General features: G+C 74.5%; 14 protein-coding genes and 2 riboswitches. Of the genes, 10 read left to right on the top strand and 4 right to left on the bottom strand.

The genetic code is table 11. From position 1 onward, the window contains the following. The first annotated feature begins 88 nt into the window (after positions 1 to 88). The 8 genes from purD (at position 89) to purQ (ending at position 8,573) form a co-directional block, all read left to right on the top strand. Complete coding sequence (purD, locus tag VTA80_RS07940) at positions 89 to 1,357, top strand: phosphoribosylamine--glycine ligase (protein ID WP_407344850.1); 1,269 nt, start codon at positions 89 to 91, stop codon at positions 1,355 to 1,357. A 194-nt stretch (positions 1,358 to 1,551) separates the two neighbouring features. Beyond that, positions 1,552 to 2,484: a phosphoribosylaminoimidazolesuccinocarboxamide synthase gene (locus VTA80_RS07935; RefSeq protein WP_407344849.1), complete on the top strand. Its 933-nt coding sequence runs from the start codon at positions 1,552 to 1,554 to the stop codon at positions 2,482 to 2,484. A gap of 370 nt (positions 2,485 to 2,854) precedes the next feature. Next, positions 2,855 to 4,381 carry an amidohydrolase gene (locus tag VTA80_RS07930; RefSeq protein ID WP_407344848.1) on the top strand — a complete coding sequence of 509 codons (1,527 nt, stop codon included), beginning with the start codon at positions 2,855 to 2,857 and terminating at the stop codon, positions 4,379 to 4,381. A 74-nt stretch (positions 4,382 to 4,455) separates the two neighbouring features. Continuing rightward, positions 4,456 to 5,511 (top strand): zinc-dependent alcohol dehydrogenase family protein, encoded by a 1,056-nt coding sequence (locus tag VTA80_RS07925; protein WP_407345726.1) that lies wholly within the window; start codon positions 4,456 to 4,458, stop codon positions 5,509 to 5,511. A gap of 364 nt (positions 5,512 to 5,875) precedes the next feature. Then, a complete protein-coding gene (locus tag VTA80_RS07920; protein WP_407344847.1) occupies positions 5,876 to 6,238 on the top strand; it encodes a PadR family transcriptional regulator in 363 nt (120 codons plus the stop codon). Then, complete coding sequence (locus tag VTA80_RS07915; protein WP_407344846.1) at positions 6,238 to 7,521, top strand: hypothetical protein; 1,284 nt, start codon at positions 6,238 to 6,240, stop codon at positions 7,519 to 7,521. Before VTA80_RS07920 ends, VTA80_RS07915 begins: the two co-directional genes overlap by 1 nt. 81 nt (positions 7,522 to 7,602) lie before the next feature. Further along, positions 7,603 to 7,881, top strand: coding sequence for a phosphoribosylformylglycinamidine synthase subunit PurS (gene purS, locus VTA80_RS07910; protein WP_407344845.1), 279 nt, complete (start codon positions 7,603 to 7,605; stop codon positions 7,879 to 7,881). Beyond that, a complete protein-coding gene (gene purQ, locus VTA80_RS07905; protein ID WP_407344844.1) occupies positions 7,881 to 8,573 on the top strand; it encodes a phosphoribosylformylglycinamidine synthase subunit PurQ in 693 nt (230 codons plus the stop codon). Before purS ends, purQ begins: the two co-directional genes overlap by 1 nt. Positions 8,574 to 8,695: 122 nt before the next feature. On the opposite strand, the gene VTA80_RS07900 is transcribed toward purQ, so the two are convergent. Further along, a complete protein-coding gene (locus VTA80_RS07900) occupies positions 8,696 to 9,004 on the bottom strand; it encodes a hypothetical protein (RefSeq protein WP_407344843.1) in 309 nt (102 codons plus the stop codon). A 168-nt stretch (positions 9,005 to 9,172) separates the two neighbouring features. Here VTA80_RS07900 and VTA80_RS07895 point away from each other — a divergent pair, with 168 nt between their 5' ends. Next, positions 9,173 to 10,399 (top strand): hypothetical protein, encoded by a 1,227-nt coding sequence (locus tag VTA80_RS07895; protein ID WP_407344842.1) that lies wholly within the window; start codon positions 9,173 to 9,175, stop codon positions 10,397 to 10,399. A 48-nt stretch (positions 10,400 to 10,447) separates the two neighbouring features. Here VTA80_RS07895 and VTA80_RS07890 read toward each other — a convergent pair whose 3' ends face one another. The 3 genes from VTA80_RS07890 to VTA80_RS07880 are packed head-to-tail and all read right to left on the bottom strand — an operon-like array spanning position 10,448 to position 12,422. Beyond that, positions 10,448 to 11,728: an O-succinylhomoserine sulfhydrylase gene (locus VTA80_RS07890; RefSeq protein ID WP_407344841.1), complete on the bottom strand. Its 1,281-nt coding sequence runs from the start codon at positions 11,726 to 11,728 to the stop codon at positions 10,448 to 10,450. Then, complete coding sequence (locus VTA80_RS07885; protein ID WP_407344840.1) at positions 11,725 to 12,147, bottom strand: rhodanese-like domain-containing protein; 423 nt, start codon at positions 12,145 to 12,147, stop codon at positions 11,725 to 11,727. Before VTA80_RS07885 ends, VTA80_RS07890 begins: the two co-directional genes overlap by 4 nt. Further along, positions 12,144 to 12,422 (bottom strand): DUF1737 domain-containing protein, encoded by a 279-nt coding sequence (locus tag VTA80_RS07880; RefSeq protein WP_407344839.1) that lies wholly within the window; start codon positions 12,420 to 12,422, stop codon positions 12,144 to 12,146. Before VTA80_RS07880 ends, VTA80_RS07885 begins: the two co-directional genes overlap by 4 nt. Positions 12,423 to 12,426: 4 nt before the next feature. After that, a riboswitch (SAM riboswitch) is annotated at positions 12,427 to 12,527 on the bottom strand. 118 nt (positions 12,528 to 12,645) lie between these two features. Then, positions 12,646 to 12,759: riboswitch (SAM riboswitch) on the top strand. A gap of 38 nt (positions 12,760 to 12,797) precedes the next feature. Here VTA80_RS07880 and VTA80_RS07875 point away from each other — a divergent pair. Continuing rightward, positions 12,798 to 14,201: an aminotransferase class V-fold PLP-dependent enzyme gene (locus VTA80_RS07875; RefSeq protein WP_407344838.1), complete on the top strand. Its 1,404-nt coding sequence runs from the start codon at positions 12,798 to 12,800 to the stop codon at positions 14,199 to 14,201. Positions 14,202 to 14,230 lie beyond the last annotated feature (29 nt).

The following is a 14,230-nucleotide window of genomic DNA, read 5'->3' as shown; positions in this document are numbered from 1 at the left end:
GATTTCCGCCTGTCCTCAAGGGGCGGACGGGCGGAATTCGACTTTTCGGCGGGTGTGGCGGGGGTGAGCGGGCGGATAGGTTGGGCCGGTGAAGATTCTGGTGGTCGGGACCGGTGCCCGCGAGCACGCCCTTGTCCGAGCGCTCGCGGTCGCGCCCGACGGTGGCGCGAGCCCCGAGCTGCACGCCGCGCCGGGCAACCCCGGCATCGGTGCGCTCGCCGAGCTGCACGCCGTCGACGCGTTCGACGGCGCCGCGGTCGCCGCGCTGGCCACGTCGCTGGGTGCCGACCTGGTCGTCGTCGGCCCCGAGGGACCCCTGGTGGCCGGGGTGGCCGACGCCGTCCGCGCCGCCGGGATCGCGTGCTTCGGCCCGAGCGGCGAGGCCGCCGTGCTCGAGGGGTCGAAGGCGTTCGCCAAGGAGGTCATGGCGGTCGCCGGGGTGCCGACCGCGATGGCGCACGTGTGCACGACCCTCACCGAAGTCGCCGACGCGCTCGACGCGTTCGGTGCACCGCACGTCGTCAAGGACGACGGGCTGGCGGCCGGCAAGGGCGTCGTGGTCACCTCCGACCGGGCCGAAGCCCTGGCGCACGCCGCGGTCTGCCTGGACAAGCCCGGCGGGACGGTCGTGATCGAGGAGTACCTCGACGGCCCGGAGATCTCCCTGTTCTGCCTGACCGACGGCGTCACGGTCGTCCCGCTCGAGCCCGCGCAGGACTTCAAGCGCGCGCACGACGGCGACGCCGGCCCGAACACCGGCGGCATGGGTGCGTACTCCCCGCTGCCGTGGGCGCCCGAGGACCTCGTCGCGGATGTCGTCGAGCGGGTCGCGCAGCCGACGGTCGACGAGATGGCCCGGCGCGGGATCCCGTTCGCCGGCGTGCTCTACGTCGGCCTGGCGATGACCTCCCGAGGCATGCGCGTGGTCGAGTTCAACGCGCGCTTCGGTGACCCCGAGACGCAGGTCGTGCTATCCCGACTGAAGACCCCGCTCGCGGGCGTCCTGCTCGCCGCGGCGACCGGGCACCTCGACGAGCTGCCGCCGCTGCGTTGGCGCAAGCAGGCCGCGGTGACCGTCGTCGTCGCGGCGCACGGGTACCCCGAGCAGGTGCGCTCGGGCGATCCGATCTCGGGGATCGACGCCGCGGAGCAGGTGGACGGCGTGCATGTGCTGCACGCGGGCACGGCGCTGTCCGGCGGGGCGCTGGTCGCCTCCGGCGGGCGCGTGCTGTCGGTGGTCGGCGTCGGTGCGGACCTCGCGGCGGCCCGCGCGGCGGCCTACGCGGGCGTCGACGAGATCACCCTGGCGGGCTCCCATCACCGCAAAGACATAGCGGCAGCGGCCGCCTCGAGCTGACGAGTCTGAGCCCACGAGTCTGAGCCCATCGGGTTAGCCCACCGGGTGAGTTCGCTGGTTCGGGCTGAGTTCGCTGATCCGGACCGGCGAACTCGCGCCGAACCGGCGAACTCGTTGCGTCCACCGAGCGTGGCGCAGGCCTCGGACCCGGTCGCGGCACGGATGCGGGAGGATGGCCGCGTGAGCCTGCCCCCGTGTCCCCGCCCAGCGGTGCCCCCGAGCTGGTGGGCTGGACCCATGCCTACGCCGGCAAGGTCCGTGACCTGTACCTGCCGTCCGCCCCGCACGCCGACGGCGACGTCGTGCTCGTCGTCGCGAGCGACCGGATCAGCGCGTACGACCACGTGCTCCCGACCCCCGTGCCGGGCAAGGGCATCGTCCTGACGCAGCTCAGCCTGTGGTGGTTCGACCAGCTGAGCGACCTCGTGCCCAACCACGTCGTGAGCCTGGACGTCCCGGCCGAGGTCGCCGGGCGCGCCATGATCTGCCAGCGGCTGGAGATGTTCGCGGTCGAGTGCGTCGCGCGCGGCTACCTCACCGGCTCCGGTCTGGTCGAGTACCGCCGCGGCGGGCCCGACGGCGGCAGCGTGTGCGGCGTCCCGCTGCCCGCCGGGCTCGTGGACGGCTCCCGGCTGCCCGCCGCGATCTTCACCCCGGCGACGAAGGCCGCCGTCGGCGAGCACGACGAGAACGTGAGCTACGAGGTCGTCGCCGAGGCGATCGGGGCCGACGACGCGGCGCACCTGCGCGCACTCACCCTGGCGGTGTACGCGCGGGCCGAGGCCATCGCGCGCGACCGTGGGGTGATCCTGGCGGACACGAAGCTCGAGTTCGGCCGCGCGACGCAGGGCCCGTATGCGGGCGCGATCGTGCTCGGTGACGAGGTGCTGACCCCCGACTCGTCGCGGTTCTGGCCCGCCGACAGCTGGGTGCCCGGCCGCGCGCAGGAGAGCTTCGACAAGCAGTACGTCCGCGACTGGCTGACGTCGCCGGCGTCGGGCTGGGACCGCACGGGCACGACGCCGCCACCCGAGCTGCCGGCCGACGTCGTCGAGCGCACCCAGGCCCGGTACCTCGATGCCTACGCCCGCCTGACGGGCCACCCCCTCCGCCACCCCCAGTTGTAGCCCGACCAGCGGCCGCGCGAGCGGCGCCGTCGGCGCGGAGCAGGTGGCGCGTGGTGCTCGTGGGTCGCTGGCGCCCGCCCGGTTGGCTCGCTGCGCCTCACTCGTCGCGCGCTCCGCGCTGGCGGGTGGCGCTGGCAGCCGTACGTGGTGCTGGCGGTGCAGATGGGGTGGCTGAGCAGTCCCCTCGACCACCACAGCTCCAGGTGTCTCCCGCGCGGCTGCCAGCGTCGGTCCGAGAGCCAGGAACCCAACCGGGCCGGTCGACCGGTGGGTGCTTGACCGGCGCGTACCCGGCCGGCCGGGCGCGCGTTCGGGACTAACCTCCGAGTTCGGCGACATTGCCGAGGCGAAGCGATGGGGTGGCGGTCTCATGAGTGGATCGGTTCTGCTGGGCGGTGGGCGCCTGCTGGGGTCGTCGCAGCTGGTGGACGTGCTGGTCAGCGGCGGTCGCGTCGTCAGGATCGGCCCGGCCTCGGCTCCCGGCACGCACCCCGACACACCCGACGTCGGCCCGGCCCCCGCGCGGGTCGAGCTCGGTGGCCGCACCGTGCTGCGCGGCCTGCGGGACGCGCACGTGCACCTCACGCAGTGGGCCCTGGCCCGGCAGCGGCTCGACGTGTCCGGCGCGCGGTCTGCCGCCGACGCCGCCGCCCTCGTCGTCGCGCGCCTGCGGGAGCAGCCGCTCGAGACCGGCGCGCCGCTCGTCGGCTTCGGTTTCCGCGACGGGTTGTGGCCCGACACCCCCACCGCCACGCTGCTCGACGACGCGCTGCACGCCGCCGGGGTGCCGGAGACCTCCGTCGTGCTCGTCTCGGGAGATCTGCACTGTGCGTGGCTGAGCTCGGCCGCCCTGGCGAGGCATGGCGTCGTCGGGCATCCGACCGGGGTGCTGCGCGAGCGCGAATGGTTCGCCGTCAGCGAGGCCGTGAGCTCGGTGCCGGCGCCGGTCCTCGACTCGTGGGTGGACGAGGCGGCCCGGGCAGGCGCCGCGCGCGGCCTCGTCGCGGTGACCGACTACGAGCTCGCCGACAACCTCACGAGCTGGCGTCGGCGGATCGGTGCGGGGACGGACGTGCTGCGGGTTGCGGCCGGCGCGTGGCCCGACTATCTCGACCAGGCCGTCGCGCTCGAGCAGGCCACCGGGGACGTCGTGTCCCGCACCGGCGGGTTGCTCACGATGGGGCCGCTCAAGGTCGTCAGCGACGGCTCGCTCAACACGCGCACTGCCTACTGCCACCAGGCCTATCCCGGGCTGGAAGGGACGACGGCGTCCCACGGGGTGCTTGCCGTCGGACCCGCCGAGCTGACCCGGCTGATGGCCAAGGCGACGCGGCACGGGATCACGTGCGCGATCCACGCGATCGGCGACCACGCCGTCGGGCTCGCGCTGGATGCGTTCGCAGGGACGGGGGCGCGCGGCAGCATCGAGCACGTGCAGCTGTGCTCGCCGCAGGACCTGCCGCGGTTCGCCGCGCTCGGCGTCGTCGCGAGCATCCAGCCCGAGCACGCGCTCGACGACCGTGACGTCGCCGATCGGCACTGGGCCGGCCGCACCGACCGGGCCTTCGCCTACGCGGATCTGCACGCGGCGGGAGCCACGCTGGTGCTCGGCTCGGACGCGCCGGTGGCGCCGCTCGACCCGTGGCTCGCGATCGCTGCGGCGGTGCGCCGCACGCGGGACGGTCGCCCGGCCTGGCACCCCGAGCAGGAGCTGCCGCTCGACGTCGCGCTCGCGGCGTCGACCGGGGGCCGGGCCCAGGTGGAGGTGGGCGATGTCGCGGATCTCGCGATCGTCGAGGTCGACCCGTTCGAGGCCGATGCCGCGACGCTGCGGGCCATGCCGGTGAGCGGGACGCTGCTCGCGGGCCGCTGGACCTGGTGCACGCTGGACCGGTGATGCCCCACGCCGCGACCCCCGACCTGACGACGCCCCAGCCCACGACGCTTCTGCCGACCACATCCCCGCACACCATGCGGGCGGTCGTCTTCGAGCAGTTCGGCGGGCCGCTCGCGGTGCGCGAGGTGCCGGTGCCGGCGTGCCCGGCCGACGGCGTCGTCGTGCGGGTGGCCGCGACGGGCGTGTGCCGCAGCGACTGGCACGGCTGGCAGGGGCACGACGACGGGATCACCCTCCCGCACGTGCCGGGCCACGAGCTCGCGGGCACGATCGCTGCGGTCGGGCCCGCGGTGCGCGACTGGCGCGTGGGCGACGCCGTGACCGTGCCGTTCGTGTGCGCGTGCGGCACGTGCACGGCGTGCCTCGCCGGCGAGGGGCAGGTGTGCGAGCGCCAGACGCAGCCGGGGTTCACGCATGCCGGGTCGTTCGCCGAGCTCGTCGCGCTCGACCACGCGGACGTCAACCTGGTCCGCCTGCCCGACGGCATGTCGCCCGTGACCGCCGCCGCCCTGGGCTGCCGGTTCGCGACCGCGTACCGCGCGGTCGCGGTGCACGCGCGACCGCGCGCCGGCGACTGGGTCGCGGTGCACGGGTGCGGCGGCGTCGGGCTCTCGGCCGTCATGATCGCCGTGGCCGACGGCGCCCGCGTCGTCGCCTTGGACGTGTCGCCGGCGGCGCGCGCGGCGGCGGCCGGGTGCGGCGCCGAGGTCACGCTCGATCCCGGCGCGTGCGGGACCGGGTCTGCTGACGACGTGGCGACCGCCATCCGCGCGGCGACCGGCGGCGGGGCGCACGCCAGCCTCGATGCGCTCGGCACCCTGGCGACCGCGCTCGCATCGGTGCTCGGCCTGCGGCGCCGGGGCCGGCACGTGCAGATCGGGCTGCTGCTCGGGGCGCACGCGCGGCCGCCGCTGCCGATGGACCGGGTCGTCGGGTGGGAGCTCGAGCTGTATGGCAGCCACGGCATGGCTGCGCACGAGTACCCGGCGATGCTCGCGCGGATCGCGTCCGGGGAGCTGCGGCCGGACCGGCTGGTCGGGCGCGTGATCGGGCTGGACGACGCCCCGGCGGCGTTGGCCGCCATGGGTGGGCCGCCCACAGGACCTGGCATGACGGTCGTCGTGCCGTAGACCGGCAACTTGCCCCGCCGCCCCGTTCCCGGCCCCAGTCCCGGCCCGCCCCCGCCCCCCGCATGCCAGGTGCGGACAGCCGCATCAGGGACTCCTGGGGCGGGTGTGGCGCAGGAGACTCCGCGCGTGCACCACGCACCCCACCGGCCCCCCGTGCGGCTGTGGGCACCAGGCGCCCGCGCGGAGCACGGGACAGGTGGGGCTCGCGTGACCGGGTCGACCGAGTTTTCGAGCACTTCGGCACCACCGGCACCATGCTCCGCGCCGACGGATCCCACCCGCGATCACCAAAACGCAATCACCAAAACGCAATCACCGGCGCACATAGGTCGTTGAGTGATATATATCGGTGGTGGCCTTCCGGATGACCGAGCAGACGTACCTGGTGCTCTTGGCGCTCGCGCAACAACCGCGGCACGGCTACGGGGTGGCGCAGGCAGTCAAGGAGCTCTCCGACGGCGTGGTCCGCCTCGGCGCCGGCACCCTGTACGGGATTCTCGACAGGATCGTGACCGAGGGGTACGCCGAGGCGTCCGGCGAGCAGATCGTCGACGGTCGCCTGCGCCGCTACTACCGCCTCACGGATGCCGGCGGTGACGCCCTCGCCGCCGAGACTGCTCGCTTGCAGGCGATCGCCCGCCGCGCGCAGGTCGTGCTCCGGGCCCGCCCGGCCGGCCAGCTCGGGTTTTCGGGGTTCGTGCTGCGCGCAGCGGCGGGTTCGGTCTGATGCCCGACGACGCCCGCCCCGCGGCGCCGTCCCCCGACGGCGCGTCGAGCCGTCAGCCCGCCGGCAGTCCGCCGAGCTGGCAGTCCCCCGACGCAGTGCCGAGCCGGCAGTCCGCCGGGCCGGCCGACATGCCTGCCCCTCCTGGTCGGGTCGATCCCCGGTTCGCGCGCTCGGCCCGGTTCTGGCTGCGCGCGTACCCGCGCCGGTGGCGCGCCGCCCGGGCCGCCGAGATGACCGAGGTCCTAGCCGATCTCGCCGAACCCGGCGCCACCCGGCTGGACCTGCGCGGCGCCGCTGACGTAATCCGCAGCGGCTGGGCGACCCGGTGGCGCGAGCACCCACCGCCGCGGGCGATGCTCGCGTACCGGCTGTGGGATGGCCGGATGCCGGAGCGATACCACCCGTGGCTCTGGGACGACGTGACCGGAGCGCTGTACAGCGTCCGGCGGCTATGGCCGGTGCTCTTCATCGTCGTGGTCATGTGGATCGACGGCAGCTCGTACGCGGTCGTCGGTGCGCTGGTCGTCTGGGTGATCATGGTGCTCACCACCCGGGGCTATGTTCGCCGGGAGGCGCTGCGCCGGTTCTTCCCGCCGGAGCCGTCGATCCCGCTGATCTTCGCCGGACCGTCGGGCTACCGGTACGTCCCCCCGGCGCGGCTCGCGGCGCGCCCGATCCTCGGCGCAACCGCACTCGTCGGCCTCACGTCGGCCGGTGCGATGCTCCTGGCCAGCAGGTTCGCCGCCCCCGGCGACCACGGTGCGACCTACGAGTTCCTCGGCGGGACGCTCACACTCCCGCTGTTCCAGTACGGGTTCCCCACCGCGCTCCAGGTAACCCTCGGCGCCGTCGCCGTCGCACTGACCGTTCCGGTCACCGCCGCTCTCCTCGTCGGCGTCCCCCGTCGGGCCACCGGTCGACCCGCCCAGCCGCACCGCACCCTCCTCGGCTGCGGACGTACCGCCCGCTGGGTCGTCGCCGCGCTCGTCGCCTGGCACCTCCTGCTGGCGCTGCTCGTCTCCACCAGCACCGGGGTCGACTTCACCGTCGGCGTCCCCGCGACTGCCCTCGGCTCGCTGGTCGGCCCGGCGGCGCTGATCGGTTGGCTCGTCATACGCCGGACCGAGCACGACGGCGGCGCCCCGCTCGCCCTGGGCGACCTCGCCCACCTGGTGGGCCGACGACGCCGTCGGCCGCTGGAGGTCGACCAGCCCATGGCGGTCTGGACCTGGCCCGACCCGTATGCGATCCCCACCCCCGCACCCCGGCCGACGACCGCGTAGGACGGACGGTGCGAAGGGCAGGCGCTCGCTTCGGTATCCTGGGCGCACAGCCACCCGCGCACCTTTTGGAGTGATCCCCGCATGGGACGTGTCGTCGTCGATGTCATGCCGAAGCCCGAGATCCTCGACCCGCAGGGCAAGGCCGTCGCTGGCGCGCTCCCGCGGCTCGGGTTCGCGCAGTTCACGAGCGTGCGCCAGGGCAAGCGGTTCGAGCTCGAGGTCGACGGCGAGGTCACCCCGGAGGTGCTCGCCGCCGCGCTCGCCGCCGCCGAGACCGTGCTGTCGAACCCGGTGATCGAGGACGTCGTGCGGGTCGCCGTCGCGCCCGAGGTCGTCGGCTCGACCGAACCTCTCGCCTGATGCGCATCGGGGTCGTCACCTTCCCGGGCACGCTCGACGATCGGGACGCCGCCCGCGCGGTGCGCCTTGCCGGCGGCGAGCCCGTCGCGCTGTGGCACGCCGACGCCGACCTGCGCGCGGTCGACGCCGTCGTCCTGCCCGGTGGCTTCTCCTACGGCGACTACCTGCGCGCCGGGGCGATCTCGCGGTTCGCGCCGGTCATGGGCTCGATCATCGACGGGGCGAACGCCGGCCTGCCGGTGCTCGGCATCTGCAACGGCTTCCAGATCCTCTGCGAGGCGCACCTGCTGCCCGGCTCCATGATCAAGAACGAGCAGCTCACGTTCGTCTGCCGCGAGCAGCAGCTCGTCGTGGAGAACGCCGGGACCGCCTGGACCCGCGACTACGCCAAGGGTGCGCAGATCACCGTGCCGCTCAAGAACCAGGACGGCCAGTTCGTCGCCGACGAGCGCACGCTCGACGAGCTCGAGGGCGAGGGGCGCGTCGTCGTGCGCTACCAGGGCTGGAACCCGAACGGCTCGCGCCGCGACATCGCGGGCATCACGAACGCGGCCGGGAACGTCGTCGGCCTGATGCCCCACCCCGAGCACGCGGTCGAGGTCGGCTACGGCCCGGACGGGGTCAACGGACCGCGCACCGGCACCGACGGCCTAAAGTTCTTCACCTCGGTGCTGCACAGCCTCGTCGGCTGAGCTGTCGGCTGAGCTCGCCTGCTGAGCTCGCCTGCTGAGCTCACCGGCCGGGGTCGCCGGGCGGCCTCGCGCTCCATGCCCGACGGCGGCCCGTCGTCGGGTCGGGTGCGGCGGTGCCCGCCTCAGGCCGCGACGAGCGGCCGGCCGAGCGCGAGCTCGCAGGCCTCCACCACGCCGCCGGCGAGGCGGTACTTGCCGCGGAAGATCGCGTCGAGCACCTCGAGGTCGAGGAGCACCTGGGGCCGGACCATGCCGCAGCCGAGCAGCGCGCCGAGCGCGGCGCGCTGGTGCCGGGTCATGTCGGTGAGCCGGTGGGTCCCGGTGGGACGCAGGCCGTTCCGCTCGAGCGCGTCCGCGGCCGTGCGCAGGGCCAGCCCGAGCTCGCCGCCGGGGTTCCAGGGCGGGTACGGGAGGGCTTCGGCGGTGTCCATGAGGGCTTGGACGCTAGCACCGCCGGACGACACCGCTGGGTGTCTCCGCCGGGGCTCTGTGCCAGGACGTCCCCGGAGGAGGGCCGCGGGACTCACCCCTCCCGCGATGCCCGGCGGCGTGACCAGCGAACTTGTACCTCGTCCGGCGAACGGTGACACTCGACGGTCGTGAGCCCCGTCAGCCGAAAGCGCCAGAAGAAGCACCGCCCAAACCCCTCCGCGAACCGGCCGCGGGCCACGGCCCGGACCGAGCCGGTCGGCCGAACCGCGCTCGACGCGGTGTACGCCGACCTCGAAGAGGCGCTCGGCGGCTCGCTCGCCGCCGACGACCCGCTCGACGCCGAGATCCTGGTCACGGAGCTCCTCGGGTCGATGCGAGGGATCGAGGACCACAACCCCGGCGTTCCCGTGGGCACGCTGGACGCCTTCATCGACGGACTCGCCGCCCGCGCGAACCCCGCGGCCGGCGCTGCGCTCGTCACGCTCGCGCGACTGGCACCGGGCGAACCGTCGCGCCTGCGCGCGCTGCGCCGCGTGCAGGAGCTGCCGGCCGGGACCTTGCCGTCCTGGGCCGACGCGATCGACGCGTGGACCGCGGACCGGGCGATGGTGCTCGCGGACGCGTTCGGCGACCAGGCGACCGTCGCCGTGGAGTTCAGCGGCACCGGCCGCACCCACGCCCTGCTCGCCCACGTCGACTTCTCGCACCTCGGCGGCTGGTGCCCGGAGGTGTTCGTCGTCGAGGACCTCGGTGCGCTGCGCACCGCCATGGCGCGGGACGGCGACGATCCGCTCCAGCGGTACGTCGAGCTCGACCTCCTTGCCGCACGGTTCCTGCTCGAGCGCGCCCTGGCGGCGACCGACCGCACGGACGAGCCGCACACCGCGGCCGGTTTCGACGACATGCAGGCCCTGGCCGTGGCCCGGCTGCGACTGCTGCCGACAATCCCGGCCCCCACCGGCCCGGCGACCGACGAGGTGCGTGGCGCGCTCGCGGCGGCGGGACTGCCCACGCCGTCGGCCCTCGACACGCGAGGCGTCGTCGACCCGGCGACGCGCGCCGCGCTCGTGGCGCAGTTCCGCGGGTCCTCGCCCGCGACGGCGTTCGCCGACCTCGCGCCGGAGTCGGTCGAGCTGCTCGCGCGCGAGCTCGTCGACTACGGCTGCGACTACGACGACGGCCGCCCGCTGCGGCTGAGCCCGGTCAAGCTCGCGACCTTCCTCGCGCGCTGGCTGCCGCGACGCCTGACGCTCACCGCGGCCGACCGGACGGCACTACCGGTGGTGGTGGCCGCCTGGGTCGACTTCAGCCTCACCGAGCTGCCGATGCCGTCGGCGGCGGTCGACGAGCTGCGTGCCACGCTCCCCGGGCTCCTGGCCGCGGTCACGGCCTAGCGGGCCGCCCGGGCCGACCTGGGCCGAGCCGAGGGGCCCGGAGCAGGCTCAGGCGCTGAGCTGCAGCGCCCGCGCCAGGTCGTCGATCAGGTCGAGCGGGTCCTCGAGCCCGACGGACAGCCGCACCGTCGTCTCGGCGATGCCCACCGCCGCGCGCCCGGCCGGACCGAGCTTGCGGTGCGTCGTCGTCGCCGGGTGCGTGACGATCGACTTCGCGTCGCCGAGGTTGTTCGAGATGTCGATGACCTCGAGCGCATCGAGGAACGCGAACGTGGCCTTCTTCGCGGCGTCCGTCTCGGTGCCCTCGGGCACGGCGAGGTCGAACGTGACCACGGTCCCGCCGCCCGACATCTGCGCCCGGGCGAGGTCGTGCTGCGGGTGCGAGGCGAGGAACGGGTAGCGCACGCGCGCGATCTCCGGCTGCGCCTCGAGCCAGGTCGCGAGCTGGAGCGCCGCCGCCGTCTGCGCGCGCACGCGCAGCGACATCGTCTCGAGCCCCTTGAGCAGCACCCACGCGTTGAACGGGCTGAGCGACGGCCCGGTGTTGCGCAGGAAGAGCTGGACCGGCCCGGTGATGAACTCGCGCGACCCGAGGATCGCCCCGCCCAGCACCCGCCCCTGCCCGTCGATGTGCTTGGTCGCCGAGTAGACGACGACGTCGGCCCCCTGCGTGAGCGGTTTCTGCAGCACGGGCGTCGCGAACACGTTGTCGATCACGACGACGGCGCCCGCGGCGTGCGCGAGCGCGCTCACCGCGGCGATGTCGACGAGGTCCTGCATGGGGTTCGACGGCGTCTCGAAGAACACCACGGTCGCGGGCGTCGCCAGGACGCGCTCCCACTGCTCGGGCACGTGCGCGTCGACGTAGTCGGTGTGCACGCCCCACTTGGCGAAGATCTCGTCAAAGATCACGAGGCTCGAACCGAACAGCGCGCGCGCGGCGACGATCCGGTCGCCCGCCTTGACCAGGGCGGCCAGCGCGGTGAAGACCGCGGACATGCCGGTCGCCGTCGCGTAGCAGGCCTCGGCGCCCTCGATCAGGCGCAGGCGCTCCTCGAACGTCGCCACGGTCGGGTTGCCGTACCGCGAGTACAGGAACCGGTCGGTCTGACCCGCGAATGCCGCCTCGGCGTCGGCCGCGTGGGCGTAGACGTACCCCTGGGTGAGGAACAGTGCCTCGGACGTCTCGGCGAACGGCGTGCGCACGTGCCCGCCGCGCACGGCGAGCGTGTCCGGGCGCAGGCGCTCGAGCGGCAGGGACCCGTCGTCCCACGCGCCGGGCCCGGGGACGGCGCCAGTGCCCGACGGCGACCGGCCGTCGCCGCTCACGACTGCCGCCAGGGCAGGCCGGCGGCCCGCCAGCCGGTGCCGCCGCGGTGCGCGCCGGGGTCGAGGTTTCCCTCGAACCCCTCGAGGATGTTGTAGGCCGGGCCGAACCCGATGGCGGTCGCGGCCTTCGCCGCGGCGACCGAGCGCACGCCCGAGCGGCACAGGAACACCACGGGTCGCCCGTCGCCCGCGGCCAGGCCGGCCTCGGCGAGCTGCGCGAGGAAGTTCGGGTTCACGGCGCCGCTGGGGTAGCCGACCCACTCGACGAGCGCGGCCGCCCGGCCCAGCGAGCCGACATCGGGCACGCCCACGTACCGCCACTCCGCCTCGGTTCGCACGTCGACGAGGATCGCGCGCTCGTCGGCGGCGAGCAGGTCCCAGGCCTCGGTCGGGGTCAGGTCGCCTGCGTACCCGCTCATGCCGTCGCCGCCGGCTGCGCCGTGATCGCGGTCCACGTCGGCACCGCAGGCGGATCGTCCTGGATCGCGTGGTCCAGGACGACGGCCTGCGCCACGATTACCCGGGTGCCGTTGAACGTCACGGCGGGGTTGCCGTGCAGGCGGTACCCGTCGTCGAGCGCGGCGCTGACGCGCTCGCAGAACGTCCGGTCGTCGGGCCCGGTCAGCAGGCGGTACCGCAGCCGGTCCTCGCCGGTCCCGGTCGGGTCCGTCGCGGGGGTGGTCAGGGTGCTCATGCGTCCTCCATCGGTCCTGGCGGTAGCACCCTCGACCGCGGCCGGGGCTGCGGGGGGTTGCTGCGGCGTCGTCGAGCCAGATCTCTCGGCCGCTCTGGATGGTGACGAGGATCGTAGGTGCCGGTCGCCGATTCCGCCAAAAAGCGAGACTCAATTGTTCACATTTTGAGACGTTCCGATTCGGCGTTGACAGTCCGGCGACGCGTGGCTGATCCTCGTCACAGGTCACGAGTGCCAGCAGATAGCCCCGGCTTGCTGGCCGGCAACCCTCCTTCCGCGGTGGGGTGCCCCGGGTGACGACCTGGCTTCGACCGTCCGGTCGAGGCAAGCGCGGACTGCCTTCCGGTGGTCCGAAAGACCTGCCGGAGGACTCTCATGACCACTACCGCGACGTCGACCTGTGCGCCGACGATCTCCGCCCTCCCGAGCGCGCACCGGCCCGACCGGGCCGACGGCGCACTGCTGCCCGTCGTCGGCGCCGCGACCCGCGTGCCGCTCGTCGATGGCACGACCCGCACGTACGCCAACCTCGACTACGCCGCCAGTGCGCCCGCGCTCGAGTCGGTGGCCGCCCGGGTGACCGAGGTCCTGCCGCTGTATGCGAGCGTGCACCGCGGCGCGGGGTACCTCTCGCAGGTCTCGACGGCGCTGTACGAGGCGTCCCGGCAGACCATCGGCGCCTTCGTCGGCGCGCGCCCGGACGACGTCACGATCATCACCCGCAACACCACCGACGCGCTCAACCTGCTCACCGGCTGCGTCCCGGCGGGGGGGCGGGTGCTCGTGCTCGACGTCGAGCACCACGCCAACCTGCTGCCCTGGCAGCGCCTGGACGCCACCGTGCTGCCGATCGAGGACACCGTCGCGGCGACCCTGGCCGCGCTGGAAGGCGAGCTGGCGGCGTCGTCGTACGCGCTGGTCGCGGTCACGGGTGCCTCGAACGTGACGGGCGAGGCGCTGCCGATCGCGGACGTCGTCCGCCTGGCGCACGACGCCGGCGCCCGGATCGTCGTCGACGGCGCCCAGCTCGTGCCGCACCGCGGCCTCTCGCTCGCGGCGAGCGGCGCGGACTACGTGGCGTTCTCCGGGCACAAGACCTACGCCCCGTTCGGCGCGGGCGCGCTCGTGGGTCGGCGCGACTGGCTCGACGCGGGCGAGGCCTACCTCGCGGGCGGGGGCGCCGTGCGCGAGGTCCGCGCGGGCCGCACGATCTGGACGACGTCGCCCGCGAGGCACGAGGCCGGGTCGCCGAACGTGATCGGTGCGATCGCGCTGGCGCAGGCCTGCGAGTCGCTCGCCGCGCTCCCGGCGGGCGCGCTCGCGGCGCACGAGGGTCGGCTGCGGGCCCGGCTGGTCGAGGGTCTCGAGGCGATCGACGGCGTGAACGTGTTCCGGATCTGGCCCGACTCGACCGATCCGGTCGGCGTCGTGGCGTTCGACGTCGTCGGCCACGACCCGGGCCTCGTGGCCGCGTATCTCGCCGCCGAGCACGGGATCGGGGTGCGCGACGGCCGGTTCTGCGCGCACCCGCTGCTCGCCCGGCTCGGCGCGCCGCAGGGCGCGATCCGCGCGAGCGTCGGCGTCGGCAGCGAGCAGGAGTCGGTCGACCGCCTCCTCGATGCGGTCCGCACCTACGTGACGACCGGCCCGTCGGCCCCGTACACGATCGTCGACGGCTGCTGGACGGTCCCCCACGACCCCCGCCCCCTCCTGGCGGTCCAAGGCCTGACGGCCCTAGCCGCAACAGCAGCAGCCTGCACCCCCACCCCCACCCGGTAAACCACCGGGGCCTGCGTGTGCGGGAGGGA

Origin of the sequence: Pengzhenrongella phosphoraccumulans (assembly GCF_045689905.1) — a bacterium.
In the GTDB taxonomy this organism is placed as follows: Bacteria; Actinomycetota; Actinomycetes; order Actinomycetales; family Cellulomonadaceae; genus Pengzhenrongella; species Pengzhenrongella phosphoraccumulans.
The sequence above is the reverse complement of the archived record's forward strand: the minus strand, read 5'-3'. Positions and strand labels throughout refer to the sequence as shown.

Excerpts from the sequence above, each read along its gene's own strand:
- VTA80_RS07875 (WP_407344838.1), top strand. The coding sequence starts at position 12,798 with ATGACCACTACCGCGACGTCGACCTGTGCGCCGACGATCTCCGCCCTC.
- VTA80_RS07880 (WP_407344839.1), bottom strand. The coding sequence starts at position 12,422 with ATGAGCACCCTGACCACCCCCGCGACGGACCCGACCGGGACCGGCGAG.
- purS (WP_407344845.1), top strand. The coding sequence starts at position 7,603 with ATGGGACGTGTCGTCGTCGATGTCATGCCGAAGCCCGAGATCCTCGAC.
- VTA80_RS07885 (WP_407344840.1), bottom strand. The coding sequence starts at position 12,147 with ATGAGCGGGTACGCAGGCGACCTGACCCCGACCGAGGCCTGGGACCTG.
- VTA80_RS07930 (WP_407344848.1), top strand. The coding sequence starts at position 2,855 with ATGAGTGGATCGGTTCTGCTGGGCGGTGGGCGCCTGCTGGGGTCGTCG.
- VTA80_RS07920 (WP_407344847.1), top strand. The coding sequence starts at position 5,876 with ATGACCGAGCAGACGTACCTGGTGCTCTTGGCGCTCGCGCAACAACCG.
- purQ (WP_407344844.1), top strand. The coding sequence starts at position 7,881 with ATGCGCATCGGGGTCGTCACCTTCCCGGGCACGCTCGACGATCGGGAC.
- VTA80_RS07900 (WP_407344843.1), bottom strand. The coding sequence starts at position 9,004 with ATGGACACCGCCGAAGCCCTCCCGTACCCGCCCTGGAACCCCGGCGGC.
- VTA80_RS07915 (WP_407344846.1), top strand. The coding sequence starts at position 6,238 with ATGCCCGACGACGCCCGCCCCGCGGCGCCGTCCCCCGACGGCGCGTCG.
- VTA80_RS07925 (WP_407345726.1), top strand. The coding sequence starts at position 4,456 with ATGCGGGCGGTCGTCTTCGAGCAGTTCGGCGGGCCGCTCGCGGTGCGC.